Source organism: Actinocatenispora sera, assembly GCF_018324685.1.
Lineage (GTDB): Bacteria > Actinomycetota > Actinomycetes > Mycobacteriales > Micromonosporaceae > Actinocatenispora > Actinocatenispora sera.
This window is the reverse complement of sequence record NZ_AP023354.1, coordinates 5,620,141-5,635,304: the sequence shown is the minus strand read 5'-3', so window position 1 is coordinate 5,635,304 and position 15,164 is coordinate 5,620,141. Positions and strand designations below refer to the sequence as shown.

Sequence of the window (15,164 nt, the reverse complement as noted above, 5' to 3'; positions counted from 1 at the left end):
TCGCTCCGGTCGCGGGGCCGGCCGGATCAGCCGCGTTCGATCGCGGTGTCGAGCAGCCCCAGCGGCGGCGCGCCGAGCTCCAGCACCGCGGCATGCAGCCGCGGCAGCGAGAACCCCGCGCCCCACGCCGCCCGAGCCCGGTCGCGTACCTGTCCGAGCACGAGCTTGCCCCAGGTGTAGCGGCCGTACGTCGGGTCGAACGTGCCCCGGTACGCCTCGGCCAGCGCGGCCGGCCCTTGCAGGTGCGCGTCGGAGGTGAACAGCGCGGCCGCCTCGTCGACGCTCATCGCGCCGGTGTGCAGCCCGATCGCGGCGGTGAGCCGGACCACCCGGACCAGCGCCTCCAGCGCGACGCCCGCGGCGTACCGGGGATCGTCGGCGTGAAACCCCTGCTCCAGCGCCATCTCCTCGGCGTAGTGCGCCCAGCCCTCCACGAACGCCTCGCCGATCAGGGTGCGGCGCACCGCGGACGGCGCCCGGCGCAGCGCCCGGGAGTGCGAGAAGTGGCCCGGCGCCACCTCGTGCACGGTGATCGCCGGCAGGCTGGTCCGGCTGAACACCGCGAGCCACTGCTCCCGGTCCGCGGCCGGCCAGCTCACCTCCGGCGGCGTCACGTGGTACCAGCTCGGCGCGTCCGCCTCGTACGGGGCGGCCCAGGCCATCATCGCCATCGCCCAGCGCCGCGATTCCGGTGCCGGGCCGACCAGGCACTCGCCGTCGGTGTACGGCACCAGCTCGTGCCGGGCGGTCCAGTCGAGCACCTCGGCGGTCAGCGCCCGCGCTTCGGCGAGTACCCCGTCGATGCCGGGGTGGTCGGCGGCCAGCGCCGCGACCGTGGTCGCCGGGTCGGTGTCCGGGTCGATGCGCCGGCACGCCTCGGCGAGCATCGCGCGCAGCCGGTGCCGCTCGGTGTCGGCGGCGACCGCGAGATCGCCCAGCCGTACCGGCATCGCCTCGGCCGCCGACAGCAGGCCGGCCAGCCGCGCCTCGCCCAGTGCCGGGGAATCCGGCCCGGTCCGGGCGCAGTGCTGCAGGTGGTCCAGCAGCCGGCGGTGGGCGGTTGCGGCGGCCGTGCCGGCGTCACCGTCGGCCGGCCGGATCTGGCCGGCCAGGCCGCGCGCCGCCGACAGGGTGGCGCGGGCGACCGGCGCCGGTACCGCGTCGAGCGCGTCGATCGCCGCGTCGACCGCGTCCGGCCACGCCGCGAGGTGCGCGCTGCGGGCGGCGGACCGCTCCGCGGCCGGCGCGTACTGCCGGTCGTAGCAGGCGAGGTCGAGGTTCGCGACGTGGTGCAGCGGGTTGCTGCGGTGCAGCGCGAGCTCGCCGTACTCGACCCGGGCCGCGTTCTCGGCCGCCGTGGCGTGCGCCTCGTCGTGCGGGTCGGGGTACACGTGCGCGCCGGCCGGGGCCAGCCGGGACAGCGCGGCGGCCACCCCTGCGGGTGACAGGTCCTGGACCACGCCGTCGTACTCGTGCCGGCCGACCGACTCGCGTGCGGTCGGCACCATCAGGTCGCAGAGCGCGCGCAGCCGTGCATCCATGCGCGGACCCTACCGCCCCGGCCGCCGGCATGATCAGCTTTTTGCCGCGACCACGATCAGGTCCAGCGCACCGTCGAGGTCCGATGTGGACAGTACGAAGTCGGCCGCGGTCACCGAGCCGACCAGCTCGGCGAGCCCGGCCGGCCACTCCGCGGCCGGCACCGCGAGCTGCGCCTCGACCAGGTCCGTGCCGTAGCGCCGGCGGCAGCGGGCGTCCACCTCGGCGAGCCGGGCGCCGGCGTGCAGCCCGTACATGGTCGCGCCCGGGAGCACGGCGGCGACCAGCCCGGCGAGTTCGGTGGGGGACAGCTCGCGGGAGTGGTAGATGTTGCGCGGCCGGTCGGTGGCCGGGTCGTACCCGGGGGAGAACGTGAGCCGGTTCGGCGTGCTGAGCACCAGGGTGCCGCCGGGTGCGAGCACCCGGGCGCACTCGGACAGGTGCGCCGGCTGGTCCCACAGGTGCTCGATCAGCTGCATGCTGACCACCGCCGCCACCGCACCGGTACGCACCGGCAGCGCCACCGCGTTGCCCCGCGCCACCGCGACCGCCGGGTAGCGCCGGCGCACGTGCGCGAGCGTGCCCGCGTCGTAGTCCAGCCCGGTCAGGCGCCGGGCACCGGCCGCGCCGAGCAGGTCCGCGCCGTACCCGGCCGCGCCGAGCAGGTCCGCGCCGTACCCCTCGCCGACGCCGATCTCCAGCACCCGCCCCACCGGCAGCAGCGGCTCGACCGCCCGGTACGCGGCCTCGTGCCGGCGAAACCAGTAGTTCTCCGCCGGCAGGTCGGGGACGGTGCGCTCGCCGGTCAGCGGCAGCACGGGGACGGTCGACATGCCCGCACCCTAGAGGGCCGGCCCGCGCGGCTGCCGGGCCGGTCGGGCTGTGAGATGTATCGCGGTGGTCGCCGCGCGCCGCTGGCTACCGACTAGTAACATTGCCCGGGAAGGGCCCCGGCGGCCGGCAGACTATGTTGGCTGCGTGCGACCGGTCACCGGTCGTGGTCTCGTGACAATGCTCGGGTTAGCAGGAGGTCTGCGGCAGCGATGAACATCGTCGTCCTGGTCAAGCAGGTACCGGACTCCGGTGCCGAGCGCACGCTGAAGTCCGATGACTGGACGGTCGACCGCGCGTCGGCCAGCAACGTCATCAACGAGATGGACGAGTACGCCATCGAGGAGGCGCTGCGCATCACCGAGGCGCAGGGCGGTGAGGTCACGATCCTGACCGTCGGTCCCGACCGCGCCACCGAGTCGATCCGCAAGGCGCTGTCGATGGGCCCGAACGGCGCCGTGCACGTCGTCGACGACGCGATCGCCGGCTCCGACGCGGTGCAGACTTCCGCGGTCATCGCCGCCGCGCTGAACACCCTGGAATGGGACCTGGTGCTCGCCGGTGCCGAGGCCACCGACGGCCGCGTCCAGGTCGTCCCGCACATGATCGCCGAGCGGCTCGGCGTGCCGGCGCTCACCGGCGCCCGCAAGCTGACCGTGGACGGCGACACGCGGACCATCGAGCGCCAGACCGACGAGGGCTACGAGGTCGTCCAGGCCACCGGCAAGGCCGTGGTCAGCGTCTGGGACACCATCAACGAGCCGCGGTACCCGTCCTTCAAGGGCATCATGGCGGCCAAGAAGAAGCCGGTGAAGTCGCTGTCGCTGGCGGATCTGGGTGTCGCCGCCGACGCGGTGGGTGGCGCCAACGCGCGTACCACGGTGCTGGCCGGGCAGCCGCGGCCGCCGCGGCAGTCCGGCACCCGGGTGCCGGACGAGGGCGAGGGCGGCGTCAGGCTGGTCGAATTCCTGGCTGTTGAGAAGTTCGTCTAGCGTCTGGCCATGACTTCACCCCACAACCAGGTGTCGGCGCCGGGCTGGCAGCAGCCGGCCGGCGCGCCGCAGCCACCCCAGCAGTACGCGCCGGGCCAGTACGGGCAGCCGCCCGCGCAGTACCCGCCGCAGGGCCAGTACCCGCAGCCGGGGCAGTACCAGCAGGGAGGGCCGTACCAGCAGCCGGGGCCGTACCAGCAGGCACCCGCCGCGCCGGCTCAGCAGTACCCGCAGCAGGGCCAGTTCCCGCCGGCCCAGCAGTACCCGCAGCCCGGTCAGCTCCCACCCGGCCAGGACGGGCAGCAGCAGCTGCAGGCGGACTTCCTCAAGCACACCGGGATGCTGCTGTGGTGGCAGCAGAGCACGAACACCCACACCGGCACGGTCGAGGACCTGCGGCGGGCGTACACCAAGGCACAGACGCACAACCTGCTGTTCGGCTGGTGGTCGATCAGCTCGGTGCTGGTCTTCAACTGGTGGGCGATCTTCCGGAACATGTACGAATACCACAAGGTCAAGAAGGCCGCCGGGCGGTAGTCGCCCGCACCCATTGACCGCGATCGCGGAGGCAGGGACAGATGGCTGAGGTACTGGTCGTCGCGGACGGCACAGCGTCGGGCGGCGTGAAGAAGGTGACCCTGGAGGCGCTGACGCTGGCCCGCCGGCTCGGCGAGCCGGCCGCGGTGGTCCTGGGGGCGCCTGGCACCGCCGACGCGCTCGCCGGCCCGCTGGCCGAGTACGGCGCGGTCAAGATCTACGCCGCCGAGAGCGACGAGATCGCCGGCCACCTGGTGGCGCCGAAGGCGGAGGTGCTGGCCCGGCTGGCCGGCGAGGTATCGCCGGCGGCGGTGCTGCTGGCCTCCGGCCAGGAGGGCAAGGAGATCGCCGGCCGGCTCGCGGTCAAGCTGGACGCGGGGCTGCTGACCGACGTCTCCGACATCGCCGCCGATGGCACCGTCACCCAGGTGGTGTTCGCCGGCTCGACCATCGTCACGGCGAAGGCGAACGGGCTGCCGGTGATCACCGTGCGGTCGAACTCGGTGACCCCGGAGCCCGCCCCGGCCGCCGGCGAGCGGGTGAGCGTCGACGCCACCGTGTCCGACGCCGCGAAGGGCGCCCGGGTGCTGGAGCGGGTCGCCGAGCAGAAGGGTTCCCGCCCGGAACTGACCGAGGCCGGCGTGGTCGTCTCCGGCGGTCGCGGCGTCGCGAGCGCCGAGAACTTCGCCCTGATCGAGGAGCTGGCGGACCTGCTCGGCGGCGCGGTCGGCGCGTCCCGGGCCGCGGTCGACTCCGGTTTCTACCCGCACCAGTTCCAGGTCGGCCAGACCGGCAAGACGGTGTCGCCGCAGCTGTACCTGGCGATCGGCATCTCCGGCGCGATCCAGCACCGGGCCGGCATGCAGACCTCGAAGACGATCGTCGCGATCAACAAGGACGATGAGGCACCCATCTTCGAGCTGGCCGACTACGGCATCGTCGGCGACCTGTTCAAGGTCGTCCCGCAGGCGGTCGAGGAGATCCGCAAGCGCCAGGGCTGACCCGGCATCCACGAGCGAAGCGGTACGTCGCAGCGGCGGCGTACCGCTTCGTGCTGTTCGACGCCGACCCGGCTCCGGACGCGGCCGTACCCGCCCCGACCGGCCCCCGGCCGCCGGTTCGGCCCGTGCCTGGCCGGTCACGGCACAGGGTCTGCGGTGTCGATCTGTCGTCGCGAGGGCTTGACACCGCGCCGCGTCCCGGCAACGCCGGGCGTGGCGCACCTCCCCGACCCCGTGACCGGCCGTACCCGGCGGGAAAGCCGACAGGTGCGCCGATTGCGGTGCCTTAGGCTGTCCGCGGTTGACTTCACGTGCACCCCTGGAGGAAGTTGTGTCCACTAGCCCGGTCGTGCTGCGTCGGCAGGTGCTCGCCGACCTGATCCCCGGTTCGGTCGCCCGCAACGCGCTGCTGGTCGTCGGCGGTGCCGCGGTGACCGGGCTGGCCGCCCAGCTGTCGGTGTCGATCGAGCCGCTGTCCCCGGTGCCGGTGACCGGCCAGACGTTCGCGGTACTGCTGGTCGCGGCGGCGCTGGGGCCGTGGCGGGCGCTCGCGTCGATGGCGCTGTACCTTGCCGTCGGGATGGCGGGCGTGCCGTGGTTCGCCGGTGGTAGCTCCGGCGCCGGTGGCGCGTCGTTCGGCTACATCCTGGGCTACGTCGCGGCCGGGCTGCTGGTCGGCGAGCTGGCCCGCCGGGCCGGCGACCGGACCCCGCTGCGCACGGTCGGCACGATGCTGCTGGGCAACGCGGTGATCTACGCGTTCGGGGTGTCCTGGCTGGTCGGCATGATCGGCATGACGGTGCCCGCCGCGCTGGTCGCCGGCGTGCTGCCGTTCCTGATCGGCGACGCGATCAAGGTGGCGCTGGCGGCCGGTGTGCTGCCCGGCACCTGGGCGCTCGTACGCCGCTTCGGCAAGTGACCGACGCGCCGATCGAGAGCGTGCCCGCACCCGCCGCGGGCGCGCCCGCCGACCTCGACCTGACCAACTGGGGCCCGTGGACGCCCGAGCAGCTCGCACAGCGGCTGGCCGGCATCGACGTGCCGTGGTGGGTGTGCGGCGGCTGGGCGCTCGAGCTGTTCCACCGCGACGCCGGTACCGGTCCGCTGCGTGGGCACGAGGATCTGGAGTTCGGCATCTGCCGGCCCGATTTCCCGGTGGTCCGGGCCGCGCTGCTCGCCGGCGGCGGGCTCGCCCAGTACTCGGCCGGCGGCGGGAAGCTGTGGCCGCTGCCGGCGGACGAGCTGCCGCCGCCGCAGATCACCCAGGTGTGGACCGCCACCGCAGCCGACGACGTGTTCCGTACCGACCTGTTCCTCGATCCGGGCAGTCACCGGCAGTGGGTGTGCAAGCGGGACGATCGGCTCGTCCGGCCGCTCGCCGACACGATCGCACGGTCCGCGTCCGGCGTGCCGTACCAGCGGGCCGAGGTGGTGCTGCTGATGAAGGCCAAGCACGCCCGGGGCAAGGACGTGGCGGACTTCACCGCGACGCTGCCGCTGCTGTCGGAGGCGCAGCGCGACTGGCTGGCCGGCGCGCTGCGGCTGATCCACCCCGGGCATCCCTGGATCGAGCGAGTCGCGCCGGTCTGACGGCCCGGTGTGCGACGGCCGGGCGGGCGCACCGGCGCCGGGCGCCCGCCGGCGCGAGGTGTACCAAGTCATCGGCAGTCCCGGCGGGTTTCCCGGTACGGTCGAGCCACGGTGAACAGAACTGGGGTGGGTGCGGTGAACGACAAGGACGTACTGGGGCAGATCCACGACCTGGTGGCCGAGGAACATCGGCTGCGCGAAGCCGGCGGTAGCGACGAGGAGCGGGCCCGGCTGGCCACCGTCGAGCAGCAGCTCGACCAGTGCTGGGATCTGCTGCGCCGGCGCCGGGCCCGGGAGGACGCCGGCCAGGACCCGACCGCGGAGCGGGTGCGCCCCAGCTCCGAGGTCGAGTCCTACCTGCAATAGGCGCCGCCGACCGGGGCCAATAGGCTGAGGGGCATGGCGTATCTGGACCACGCGGCCACCACGCCGGTGCTGCCGGCGGCGCTCGACGCGTACGTGCGGGCCGCCGGCCGGTTCGGCAACGCCTCGTCGCTGCACGCCTCCGGCCGCACCGCCCGCCGGGTGGTCGAGGAGTCGCGAGAGCAGATCGCCGAGCGTCTCGGCGCCCGGCCGAGCGAGGTGGTGTTCACCTCCGGCGGGACCGAGAGCGACAACCTGGCGGTCAAGGGCATCACCTGGTCCAGGCGCGCCGCCGAACCGGACCGGGACGTCCTGCTGGTCGGCGCCGCGGAACACCATGCGGTGCTGGACTCGGCGCACTTCCTGGCCGATCGCCAGGGCGTCACGGTGGTCCCGGTGCCGGTCGATGCGGCCGGCCGGGTGACGCCGGACGCGCTCGCCGACGCGCTCGCCGCACACGGCGACCGGGCCGCGCTGGTCACCACCATGTGGGCCAACAACGAGGTCGGTACCGTCACCCCGGTCGCCGAGCTGGCCGCCGTCGCCGCCGAGGCCGGGGTACCGCTGCACACCGACGCGGTCCAGGCGCTCGGCGCCGTCCCGGTCGACTTCGGCTCCTCCGGTGCCGCCGCGATGACCGTCACCGGGCACAAGATCGGTGGCCCGGTCGGCGTCGGCGCGCTGCTGCTGCGTACCGACGTGGCGTGCACGCCGGTGCTGCACGGCGGCGGGCAGGAACGCGACGTGCGGTCCGGCACCCTCGACGTGGCCGGGGTGGCCGCGCTGGCGGTCGCCGTGGAGCATGCCGTCTCCCAGCAACAGCAGGAGGCGCGGCGGGTGGCCGCGCTGCGCGACGACCTCGTCGCCCGGGTCCGGGCCGCGGTGCCCGACGCGGTGCTCAACGGCGATCCGGTCGACCGGCTGCCCGGCAACGCGCACTTCTCGTTCCCCGGCTGCGAGGGCGACGCGCTGCTGATGCTGCTGGACGCGGCCGGCGTCGAATGCTCGACCGGTTCGGCCTGCTCGGCCGGGGTGGCGCAGCCGAGTCACGTGTTGCTCGCGATGGGCGCCGACACCGACCGGGCGCGCAGCTCGCTGCGGTTCTCCCTGGGCCACACCTCGACCGCCGCCGACGTGACCGCCCTGCTCGACGCGCTGCCGGCCGCGGTCGACCGGGCCCGCCGCGCCACCGCGGTCTCCCGCCGCCGCTGAGGACCGATCGGCACCGGGCTCTCTCGATCCGGGGTTCTCGCAGCGCGCCACCGCGGTCTCCCGCCGCCGCTGAGGACCGATCGCGCTGGGTCTCGGGCGCCGGGCTTTCTCGGCACCGGCTTTCTCGGCACCGGCTTTCTCGGCACCGGCTTTCTCGGCACCGGCTTTCTCGGCACCGGCTTTCTCGGCGCCGGGGCCGATCGGTACCGAGGCTCGATCAGCGCTTCCGGCGGACCGATCCGCGCCCGGCCGGGCCGTCCTGCGCGCCGGTGACGCCGTGCTCGCCGGTGGAGCGGTCGCTCGGTTCGGGCTGCGGCCGGTTTGCGGCGCCGGCGCGCAACAGCCGGCGGATCGTCTGTACCGCGACGACGATCAGCAGCACCGCGCCGACCACGCCGGCGATGCCGGTGGCCAGGAAGCCCGGTCCGTGCAGCGGGATGCGCCGGATCCCGTTCGGGGTGTGCAGCTCGCAGGCACCGTCGCCGATGCTCGCCGGGTAGACGCCGTTGGTGAGGCAGTCGTACGCGGTCCGCGCCTCGTGCGCGCCCCAGGCCAGCAGCGCGAAGCTCCCCACGCACAGCGCCGCCAGCACCAGTACCGGCCACCAGGAAAGCCGTTTCATCGCCCGCCTTGTTCCGTTCTGTCGTTCGTGTCCGATCGGCCGGGCCGCCCCGGCGCGGCAGCGGCCGGCGCCGGCGCGCCGGATACGCTCGGCAGGGTACGCGTCGAGGAGGGAACGGACATGAGGGTGTTGGCGGCGATGTCGGGCGGGGTCGACTCGGCGGTGGCGGCCGCGCGCGCGGTCGACGCCGGGTACGACGTGACCGGCGTGCACCTGGCGCTGTCGGCGAACCCGCAGGCCTACCGGACCGGCGCGCGCGGCTGCTGCACCCTGGAGGACTCCCGGGACGCGCGGCGCGCCGCCGACGTGCTGGGCATCCCGTTCTACGTGTGGGACATGGCCGAGGAGTTCCGCGAGGACGTGGTCGAGGACTTCCTGGCCGAGTACGCGGCGGGTCGCACCCCGAACCCGTGCCTGCGTTGCAACGAGAAGATCAAGTTCGCCGCGGTGCTGGACCGGGCCCGCGCGCTGGGCTTCGACGCGGTGGTCACCGGCCACCACGCCCGGCTGGCCGACGGGGTGCTGCGCCGGTCCGTCGACCACGCCAAGGACCAGTCGTACGTGCTGGCCGTGTTGCGGCCCGACCAGCTGGCGGGCGCCGTCTTCCCGCTCGGCGACTCGACCAAGGCGCAGGTACGGGCCGAGGCGGCGCAGCGGGGCCTCGCCGTCGCCGACAAGCCGGACAGCCACGACATCTGCTTCATCGCCGACGGCGACACCCGCGGGTTCCTGCACCGCGAGCTGGGCAGCGAGCCGGGCGACATCGTCGACGCCGACACCGGCGAGGTGCTCGGCAGCCACGACGGGGCCTACGCGTACACGGTGGGGCAGCGGCGCGGGCTGAACCTGACCCGGCCGGCGCCCGACGGCCAGCCTCGGTACGTGCTGTCCATCACGCCGGTGCAGAACACGGTGACGGTGGGGCGCCGGGAGGCGCTCGCGGTCGACACCGTCACCGCCGAGCGTCCGGTGTGGACGGTGCCGCCGCCGGTCGGCCCGTTCGACTGCCAGGTGCAGCTGCGCGCGCACGGCGAGGTGTTCGACGCAACCGTGGACTACGACGCCGCCGGGCTCACCGCGACGCTGCGGGCGCCGGCCAGCGGGGTCGCGCCGGGCCAGGCGATCGTGGCGTACCGCCCGGATCCGGCCGGCGACGTGGTGCTCGGCTCGGCGACCATCGCCGCTGCCGCCCGCGCCGCCTGACCCCGGCCCCTCGTACGCGGCGGGTCGACGTGTTCGTGCGGGGCCGGCCGAGCGTTCGTGCGGCTGGTGAGCGGGGCGCCGTCGAGCGCGGCGCAGCACGGATGCCGGCGGCGGTGTCAGCTCAGGCGTCGGGGAGCAGGGCGAGCAGGGCGGTGGCGGCCGGCGGCGGGGTGCGGTCGGCGGCGACGACCGCGAGCAGCTCCCGCCGGATCGGCGGGTCGGTACGCAGCCCGACCATCCGGTCGGTGCCGCGCACGGTCAGCGGCGGCAGCAGCGACACCCCGAGCCCGTGCGCGACCAGCTCGACCAGGTGCGCGATGGTGTCGACCTCGCAGCAGACGCGGCGGGTGAGCCCGTACCGGGCGCAGACCTCGTCGATGCGCCGGCGCAGCGACGAGTCCGGCCGGTACTCGACGAAGTCGCGGTCGCCGAGCGCGTCGAGCGCGACGGTGCCGGCCGCCGCGAGCGGGTCGGCGGCAGCGACCGCGAGCACCAGATCCTCGCTCCCGAGCGGGATCTCGCGCAGGCCGCGCGGGTCGATCGGCCGGTCCACGAACGCGACGTCCAGCTCGCCCGAGGCGGTGGCCCGGGCCAGCTCGGACGCGCTGGAATTGGTCAGCCGCAGCGTCACCCCGGGATGCCTGCGGTGGAACTCGGTCAGCAGCGCCGGCAGGTCGATGCCGCCGAGCGTCTGCAGCACGCCGATCGACAGCCGGCCGCGCAGCACGCCGCGTACCCCGGCGACGGCGTCGCGGCCGTCCGCGGCGGCGGCGAGCGCCTGCCGGGCGGCGGGGAGCAGGGCCGCGCCGGCGGCGGTGAGCCGGACCCGCCGGCTGGTCCGCACGAACAGGTCGGCGCCGAGCTCGCGCTCCAGTGCCCGGATCGAGCCGGACAGGCTCGACTGCACCACGTGCACCCGCCGCGCCGCCCGGGTGAAGTGCAGCTCCTCCGCGACGGCGACGAAGTGGTCGAGTTGGCGCAGCTCCATTGATCGATCGTACCGATCGACAGGATCGAAGCAATCCGTTGGAGAGATCGCCGGCCGCTTGGCAGGCTGGGGAAGAACGGCGCAAGGAGCCGAGGACGAACCGGTGGAAGGGGCACGATGGGGTCCATGACCCAGCAGCGGACGGCCCGGCGGGGCGCGGCGGTCGGCTTCGCGTTCGTCGCGTACGCGTTCGGCGTCACGATGGTCGGTACCACCCTGCCGACCCCGCTGTACGCGATCTACCAGCACGAATACGGCTTCGGCAGCCTGCTGACGACGGTCATCTACGCGGTGTACGCGGCCGGCGTGATCGCCGCGCTGCTGCTGTTCGGCCGGGCCTCCGACGCGTACGGTCGGCGCCGGGTGCTGCTCGTCGGGCTCGCCGCCTCCGCCGCCTCGGCCCTGGTGTTCCTGTCCGACGCCGGGCTGGCCGCGCTGTTCGTCGGTCGGGTGCTGTCCGGCCTGTCGGCGGGGATCTTCACCACCACCGCGACCGTGACCCTGGTCGACCTGGCGCCGGTGGCCCGGCAGCGGACCGCGGCGCTGGTCGCCACCACCGTCAACATGCTCGGTCTCGGCTGCGGTCCGCTGCTTGCCGGGGTGCTCGCCGAATGGGCGCCGCTGCCGCTGCGCCTGCCGTTCCTGGCGAACCTGGTCCTGCTGGTACCGGCCGCGATCGGGGTGCTGCGCGCGCCCGAGCCGGTCGCGGTGCGGCCCGGCGCGCGGCTGAGCGTGCAGCGGCCGTCGGTGGCGGGTCCGGCGCGGGCGGTGTTCGTCCCGGCATCGGTGGCGGCGTTCGCGGCGTTCGCCGTGTTCGGGCTGCTCACCTCGATCGAGCCGGGCTTCCTCGCCAGCGTGCTGGGGCTCGACTCGCGCGCGCTGGCCGGCCTGGTGGTGTTCACCATGTTCGCCGGCTCCGCGATCGGCCAGGTCGGCCTGGCCCGGGTACCGAGCCGCGTCGCGCTGCCGGCCGGCTGCCTGGTGCTGGTGGCCGGGCTGGCCGGCATCGCCGGTGGCCTGCTCGGCCGGTCGGTCGCGGCGCTGATCGCCGGTACCGTCGTGATCGGCGTCGGGCAGGCGCTCAGCTTCCGGTCCGGGATGGCGGCGATCACCGCCGCGAGCCCGGAGGCCGAGCGCGCGGCCACCGTCTCCAGCTTCTTCGTCGTCGCCTACGTCGGCATCTCGCTGCCGGTCGTCGCGGTCGGCGTGGCGGCCACCCTGTGGGGGCTGCGTACCGCCGGGATCGCGTTCACCGCCGCGGTCGCGGTCGTGTCCCTCGGCGCCCTGCTCGCGGTGCTGCGCCTGGACCGCCGCCGGTCGCGGCAGCCGGCCTGACCGTCAGGTACCGATGGCGTCGAGTTCGGCGCGGGCGTCGGCGGGCAGGTCCAGGCCGGCGCCGGCGATGTTCTCCCGCAGGTGGGCGACGTTCGAGGTACCGGGGATCAGCAGGATGTTGGGCGAGCGCCGCAACAGCCAGGCGAGCGCGACCGCCATCGGGGTGGCGTCGAGCCGCTTTGCCACCGCGTCCAGCGCGTCGGACTGCAGCGGCGAGAACCCGCCGAGCGGGAAGTACGGCACGAACGCGATACCGTCCGCCGCGGTCGCCGCGACCAGGCCGTCGTCGTCGCGCTGGGCGATGTTGTACATGTTCTGCACGGTCACCACCGGCGCGATGGCGCGCGCCTCGGCGAGCTGCTCGGCGGTGACGTTGCTGACGCCCAGGTGCCGGATCAGGCCCTGCTCGCGCAGCTGCGCGAGCGCCTCGAACGGCTCGGCCAGCGAGCCGGGCTCGGGCGAGTGCACCCCGCCGACCCGCAGGTTGACCACGTCGAGCACGTCCAGGCCGAGGTGCTTGAGGTTCTCGTAGACCTGCTCGCGCAGCTGTTCCGGGCGCCGGGCCGGCGGCCAGCCGCCCTGCTCGTCGCGCCGGGCACCGACCTTCGTCACGATGTGCAGGTCGTCCGGGTACGGCGCGAGCGCCTCGTGGATCAGCTCGTTCGTCTCGTACGGGCCGTAGAAGTCGGCGGTGTCGAGATGGTTGATGCCGGCGTCGACCGCGGCGCGCAGTACCGCGATCGCACCGTCCCGGTCCGCCGGCGGACCGAACACCCCGGGCCCGGCGAGCTGCATCGCGCCGTACCCCACGCGGGTGAGGTCGAGGTCGCCGACGCGGTAGGTGCCGCCGGGAAGCTGCTTCGCTGTCATCGTTGCCTTTCCGCCACGGCGCTCGCCGCGGCTGTCTTCACCGTCGTCCGCGTCGGCGCCGGCGACCAGGCTCCGGTTGTCCTGGGAGCGCGAGGACCAGGCTCGCCGCGGCCGCGGTCGTGCCGGCGAGAGCCGAAACACAGTGACGCGGCCCGGTGCCGCCGGTGAGGATGATCAGCGTGCAGATACGCAGGTTGACGTCAGCCGACGTGCCGGCCTGTCAGGAGCTGTCGGCCGACCGCGGCTGGCTGCGCGAGGATCGCCGCTGGGCGCTGCTGATCGAGCTCGCCGAGGTGTACGGGATCGACGCGGCCGACGGCGGTCTCGCCGGTGCGGTGACGCTGACCCGGTACGACACGCACGCCGCGATCGGCATGATGCTCGTCGCCGCCCGGTACGAGCGGCAGGGGTTCGGCCGGGCCCTGATGTCGCGCGCGCTGGCGGCCGCTGGCGGCCCGGTCTGCCTGCGCGCCACCGACAACGGCCGCCCGCTGTACGAGCAGCTCGGGTTCGCCACCGACGGCAGTTCGGTCACCTACGTCGGTACGCTGTCCGGGCCCCGCCCCGACCTGCCACCGACCCGGCCGGCCTGGCCGACCGACCTGCCGGAGATCCTGCGGCTGGACGCCGACGCGTTCGGCGCCGACCGGTCCCGGCTGCTGCGCCGGCTGGCCGGCTTCGGCCGGCTCCGGATCGCCGCCGGCGGGTACGGCGCGAGCTGGCGCAACGGCGCGCACAACCTGCTCGGCCCGGTGGTCGCGGACGACGTGGCGACCGCGATGGCGCTGTGCACCGACCTGGCCGACGGGCCGATCCGGCTGGACATCTCCTCGTACCAGCCGGAGTTCGAGGCGTGGGCCGCGGACCGGCTGGAGCGGGGCGCCCGGGTCAGCCTGATGTCCACCGGCGGCACCCCACCCGGCGACGTCAAGCGCCTGTTCACCCCGTTCACGGTGGCCACCGACTAGCGACCGGATGGGGTGGGGGACGCGGCTGGCTTCGCGCGAGCGGGATTCAACACCGCAGCACCACCTTGCCGGTGGCCCGGTTCTCCTCCGTGTACCGGTGCGCGGCGGCGACCTCGTCGAGTTCGAACACCCGGTCCACGACCGGCCGGTACCGGCCGGCCTCGACGTCGGACACGATGCGCCGCAACGCATCCGCGCCGGCCCGGCCGGCCAGGTCACCCGAGCCGAACGCGGTCAGCTTGGTACCGGACGGGATCGAGCCGACCGGTTCGAACTCGGGCACCACCCACTCGCCGCTGAGCAGCCCGGTCATGCACACGGTGCCGCCGCGCCGCACCAGGTGCAGCGAGTCGAGCATCGTCGGCGCGCCGATCAGATCGAGGATCAGGTGCGGCCCGGCCGGCAGGATCCGGCGTACCGCGGCCGCCAGGTCGCCGTCGTCGAGCACCACGTGATCGGCGCCGTTGGCGGCCAGCCGCGCCACCTTCTCCGGGTTGCGGGTGGTGGTGAGCGTGCTCAGGCCGCGCTCGCGGGCGAGCGACACGGCCGCCAACCCCAGCGCCGACGAACCGCCGCGCACCAGCAGGGTCTCGCCGCTGCCGGCGCCGAGCGCCGTGAGCGAGCCGTGCGCGGTCAGGAACGTCTCGGGCAGCGCGCCGAGCGTCGGCCAGTCCAGCGTGGTCCTCAGCCGGATCAGCAGCCGGTCCGGCAGCAACGCGTACTGCGCGTACCCGCCGTCGAAGGCGCGGCCCATGCCGCCCATCACCGCGGCGACCGTGGTACCGGCCGGCAGCAGCGGGTCGAGCGACTCGGCGACCGTGCCGACGCACTCGATGCCCAGCACCCGCGGCGGGTCGACGCCGGGGGAGTGGCCCTGCCGGGTCATCAGCTCGGACCGGTTCAGTCCGGCGGCGCGCACCCGGACCAGCGTCCACCCGTCGCGGGCGGCCGGCCGCGGCACGGCCCGTACCTCGATCGTCTCCGGCCCGCCGGGTCCGGTCCAGACCGCCGCCCGCATCGTCTCGCCCATCGCGTACTCCCACCCGTCACCACTGCCCGATCTCCGCCACCGGCGCCCGGCCGAGGTGCCCGCCCTGTCGCCGCGCGGGCCGC

16 protein-coding genes are annotated in these 15,164 nt (G+C 74.6%); 10 read left to right on the top strand and 6 right to left on the bottom strand.

Annotation, left to right across the window (positions count from 1 at the left end; genetic code table 11):
• Positions 1-26 precede the first annotated feature (26 nt).
• Both Asera_RS26525 and Asera_RS26520 read right to left on the bottom strand, forming a co-directional pair.
• On the bottom strand, positions 27-1,541 hold the full coding sequence (locus Asera_RS26525) for a DUF885 family protein (RefSeq protein WP_030444481.1): 1,515 nt from the start codon (positions 1,539-1,541) through the stop codon (positions 27-29).
• A gap of 33 nt (positions 1,542-1,574) precedes the next feature.
• Complete coding sequence (locus Asera_RS26520; RefSeq protein WP_030444482.1) at positions 1,575-2,372, bottom strand: class I SAM-dependent methyltransferase; 798 nt, start codon at positions 2,370-2,372, stop codon at positions 1,575-1,577.
• A gap of 210 nt (positions 2,373-2,582) precedes the next feature.
• Here Asera_RS26520 and Asera_RS26515 point away from each other — a divergent pair, with 210 nt between their 5' ends.
• The 7 genes from Asera_RS26515 (at position 2,583) to Asera_RS26485 (ending at position 8,065) form a co-directional block, all read left to right on the top strand.
• Positions 2,583-3,362: an electron transfer flavoprotein subunit beta/FixA family protein gene (locus tag Asera_RS26515; RefSeq protein ID WP_030444483.1), complete on the top strand. Its 780-nt coding sequence runs from the start codon at positions 2,583-2,585 to the stop codon at positions 3,360-3,362.
• 9 nt (positions 3,363-3,371) lie between these two features.
• On the top strand, positions 3,372-3,899 hold the full coding sequence (locus Asera_RS26510) for a hypothetical protein (RefSeq protein ID WP_211255455.1): 528 nt from the start codon (positions 3,372-3,374) through the stop codon (positions 3,897-3,899).
• A 41-nt stretch (positions 3,900-3,940) separates the two neighbouring features.
• Complete coding sequence (locus Asera_RS26505) at positions 3,941-4,900, top strand: electron transfer flavoprotein subunit alpha/FixB family protein (protein WP_030444485.1); 960 nt, start codon at positions 3,941-3,943, stop codon at positions 4,898-4,900.
• A 331-nt stretch (positions 4,901-5,231) separates the two neighbouring features.
• Entirely contained in the window at positions 5,232-5,819 is a 588-nt protein-coding gene (locus Asera_RS26500; protein WP_030444486.1) for a biotin transporter BioY, read from the top strand.
• The gene (locus Asera_RS26495) at positions 5,816-6,490 is read left to right on the top strand and encodes a hypothetical protein (protein WP_051801591.1); all 675 of its coding nucleotides are present in this window, start codon (positions 5,816-5,818) and stop codon (positions 6,488-6,490) included. The genes Asera_RS26500 and Asera_RS26495 overlap by 4 nt, the downstream gene beginning before the upstream one ends.
• A gap of 135 nt (positions 6,491-6,625) precedes the next feature.
• A complete protein-coding gene (locus tag Asera_RS26490) occupies positions 6,626-6,856 on the top strand; it encodes a DUF2630 family protein (protein ID WP_030444488.1) in 231 nt (76 codons plus the stop codon).
• A 33-nt stretch (positions 6,857-6,889) separates the two neighbouring features.
• On the top strand, positions 6,890-8,065 hold the full coding sequence (locus Asera_RS26485) for a cysteine desulfurase family protein (protein ID WP_030444489.1): 1,176 nt from the start codon (positions 6,890-6,892) through the stop codon (positions 8,063-8,065).
• A 217-nt stretch (positions 8,066-8,282) separates the two neighbouring features.
• On the opposite strand, the gene Asera_RS26480 is transcribed toward Asera_RS26485, so the two are convergent.
• Positions 8,283-8,687: a hypothetical protein gene (locus Asera_RS26480; RefSeq protein WP_030444490.1), complete on the bottom strand. Its 405-nt coding sequence runs from the start codon at positions 8,685-8,687 to the stop codon at positions 8,283-8,285.
• 120 nt (positions 8,688-8,807) lie between these two features.
• Between Asera_RS26480 and mnmA the strand changes: the two genes are divergently transcribed.
• Entirely contained in the window at positions 8,808-9,890 is a 1,083-nt protein-coding gene (gene mnmA / locus Asera_RS26475) for a tRNA 2-thiouridine(34) synthase MnmA (protein ID WP_030444491.1), read from the top strand.
• A 121-nt stretch (positions 9,891-10,011) separates the two neighbouring features.
• Here mnmA and Asera_RS26470 read toward each other — a convergent pair whose 3' ends face one another.
• Positions 10,012-10,878, bottom strand: a complete 867-nt coding sequence (locus Asera_RS26470; protein ID WP_030444492.1) for a LysR family transcriptional regulator — start codon at positions 10,876-10,878, stop codon at positions 10,012-10,014.
• A gap of 126 nt (positions 10,879-11,004) precedes the next feature.
• On the opposite strand from Asera_RS26470, the gene Asera_RS26465 reads away from it, so the two are divergent.
• Positions 11,005-12,213 carry an MFS transporter gene (locus tag Asera_RS26465; protein WP_030444493.1) on the top strand — a complete coding sequence of 403 codons (1,209 nt, stop codon included), beginning with the start codon at positions 11,005-11,007 and terminating at the stop codon, positions 12,211-12,213.
• A gap of 3 nt (positions 12,214-12,216) precedes the next feature.
• Here Asera_RS26465 and Asera_RS26460 read toward each other — a convergent pair whose 3' ends face one another.
• On the bottom strand, positions 12,217-13,083 hold the full coding sequence (locus Asera_RS26460; RefSeq protein WP_030444494.1) for an oxidoreductase: 867 nt from the start codon (positions 13,081-13,083) through the stop codon (positions 12,217-12,219).
• Positions 13,084-13,262: 179 nt separating this feature from the next.
• Between Asera_RS26460 and Asera_RS26455 the strand changes: the two genes are divergently transcribed.
• Positions 13,263-14,051 carry a GNAT family N-acetyltransferase gene (locus Asera_RS26455; RefSeq protein ID WP_169745792.1) on the top strand — a complete coding sequence of 263 codons (789 nt, stop codon included), beginning with the start codon at positions 13,263-13,265 and terminating at the stop codon, positions 14,049-14,051.
• A gap of 46 nt (positions 14,052-14,097) precedes the next feature.
• Here the strand turns inward: Asera_RS26455 and Asera_RS26450 are convergent, their stop codons facing one another.
• Positions 14,098-15,081 (bottom strand): zinc-binding dehydrogenase, encoded by a 984-nt coding sequence (locus Asera_RS26450; RefSeq protein ID WP_035295142.1) that lies wholly within the window; start codon positions 15,079-15,081, stop codon positions 14,098-14,100.
• Positions 15,082-15,164 lie beyond the last annotated feature (83 nt).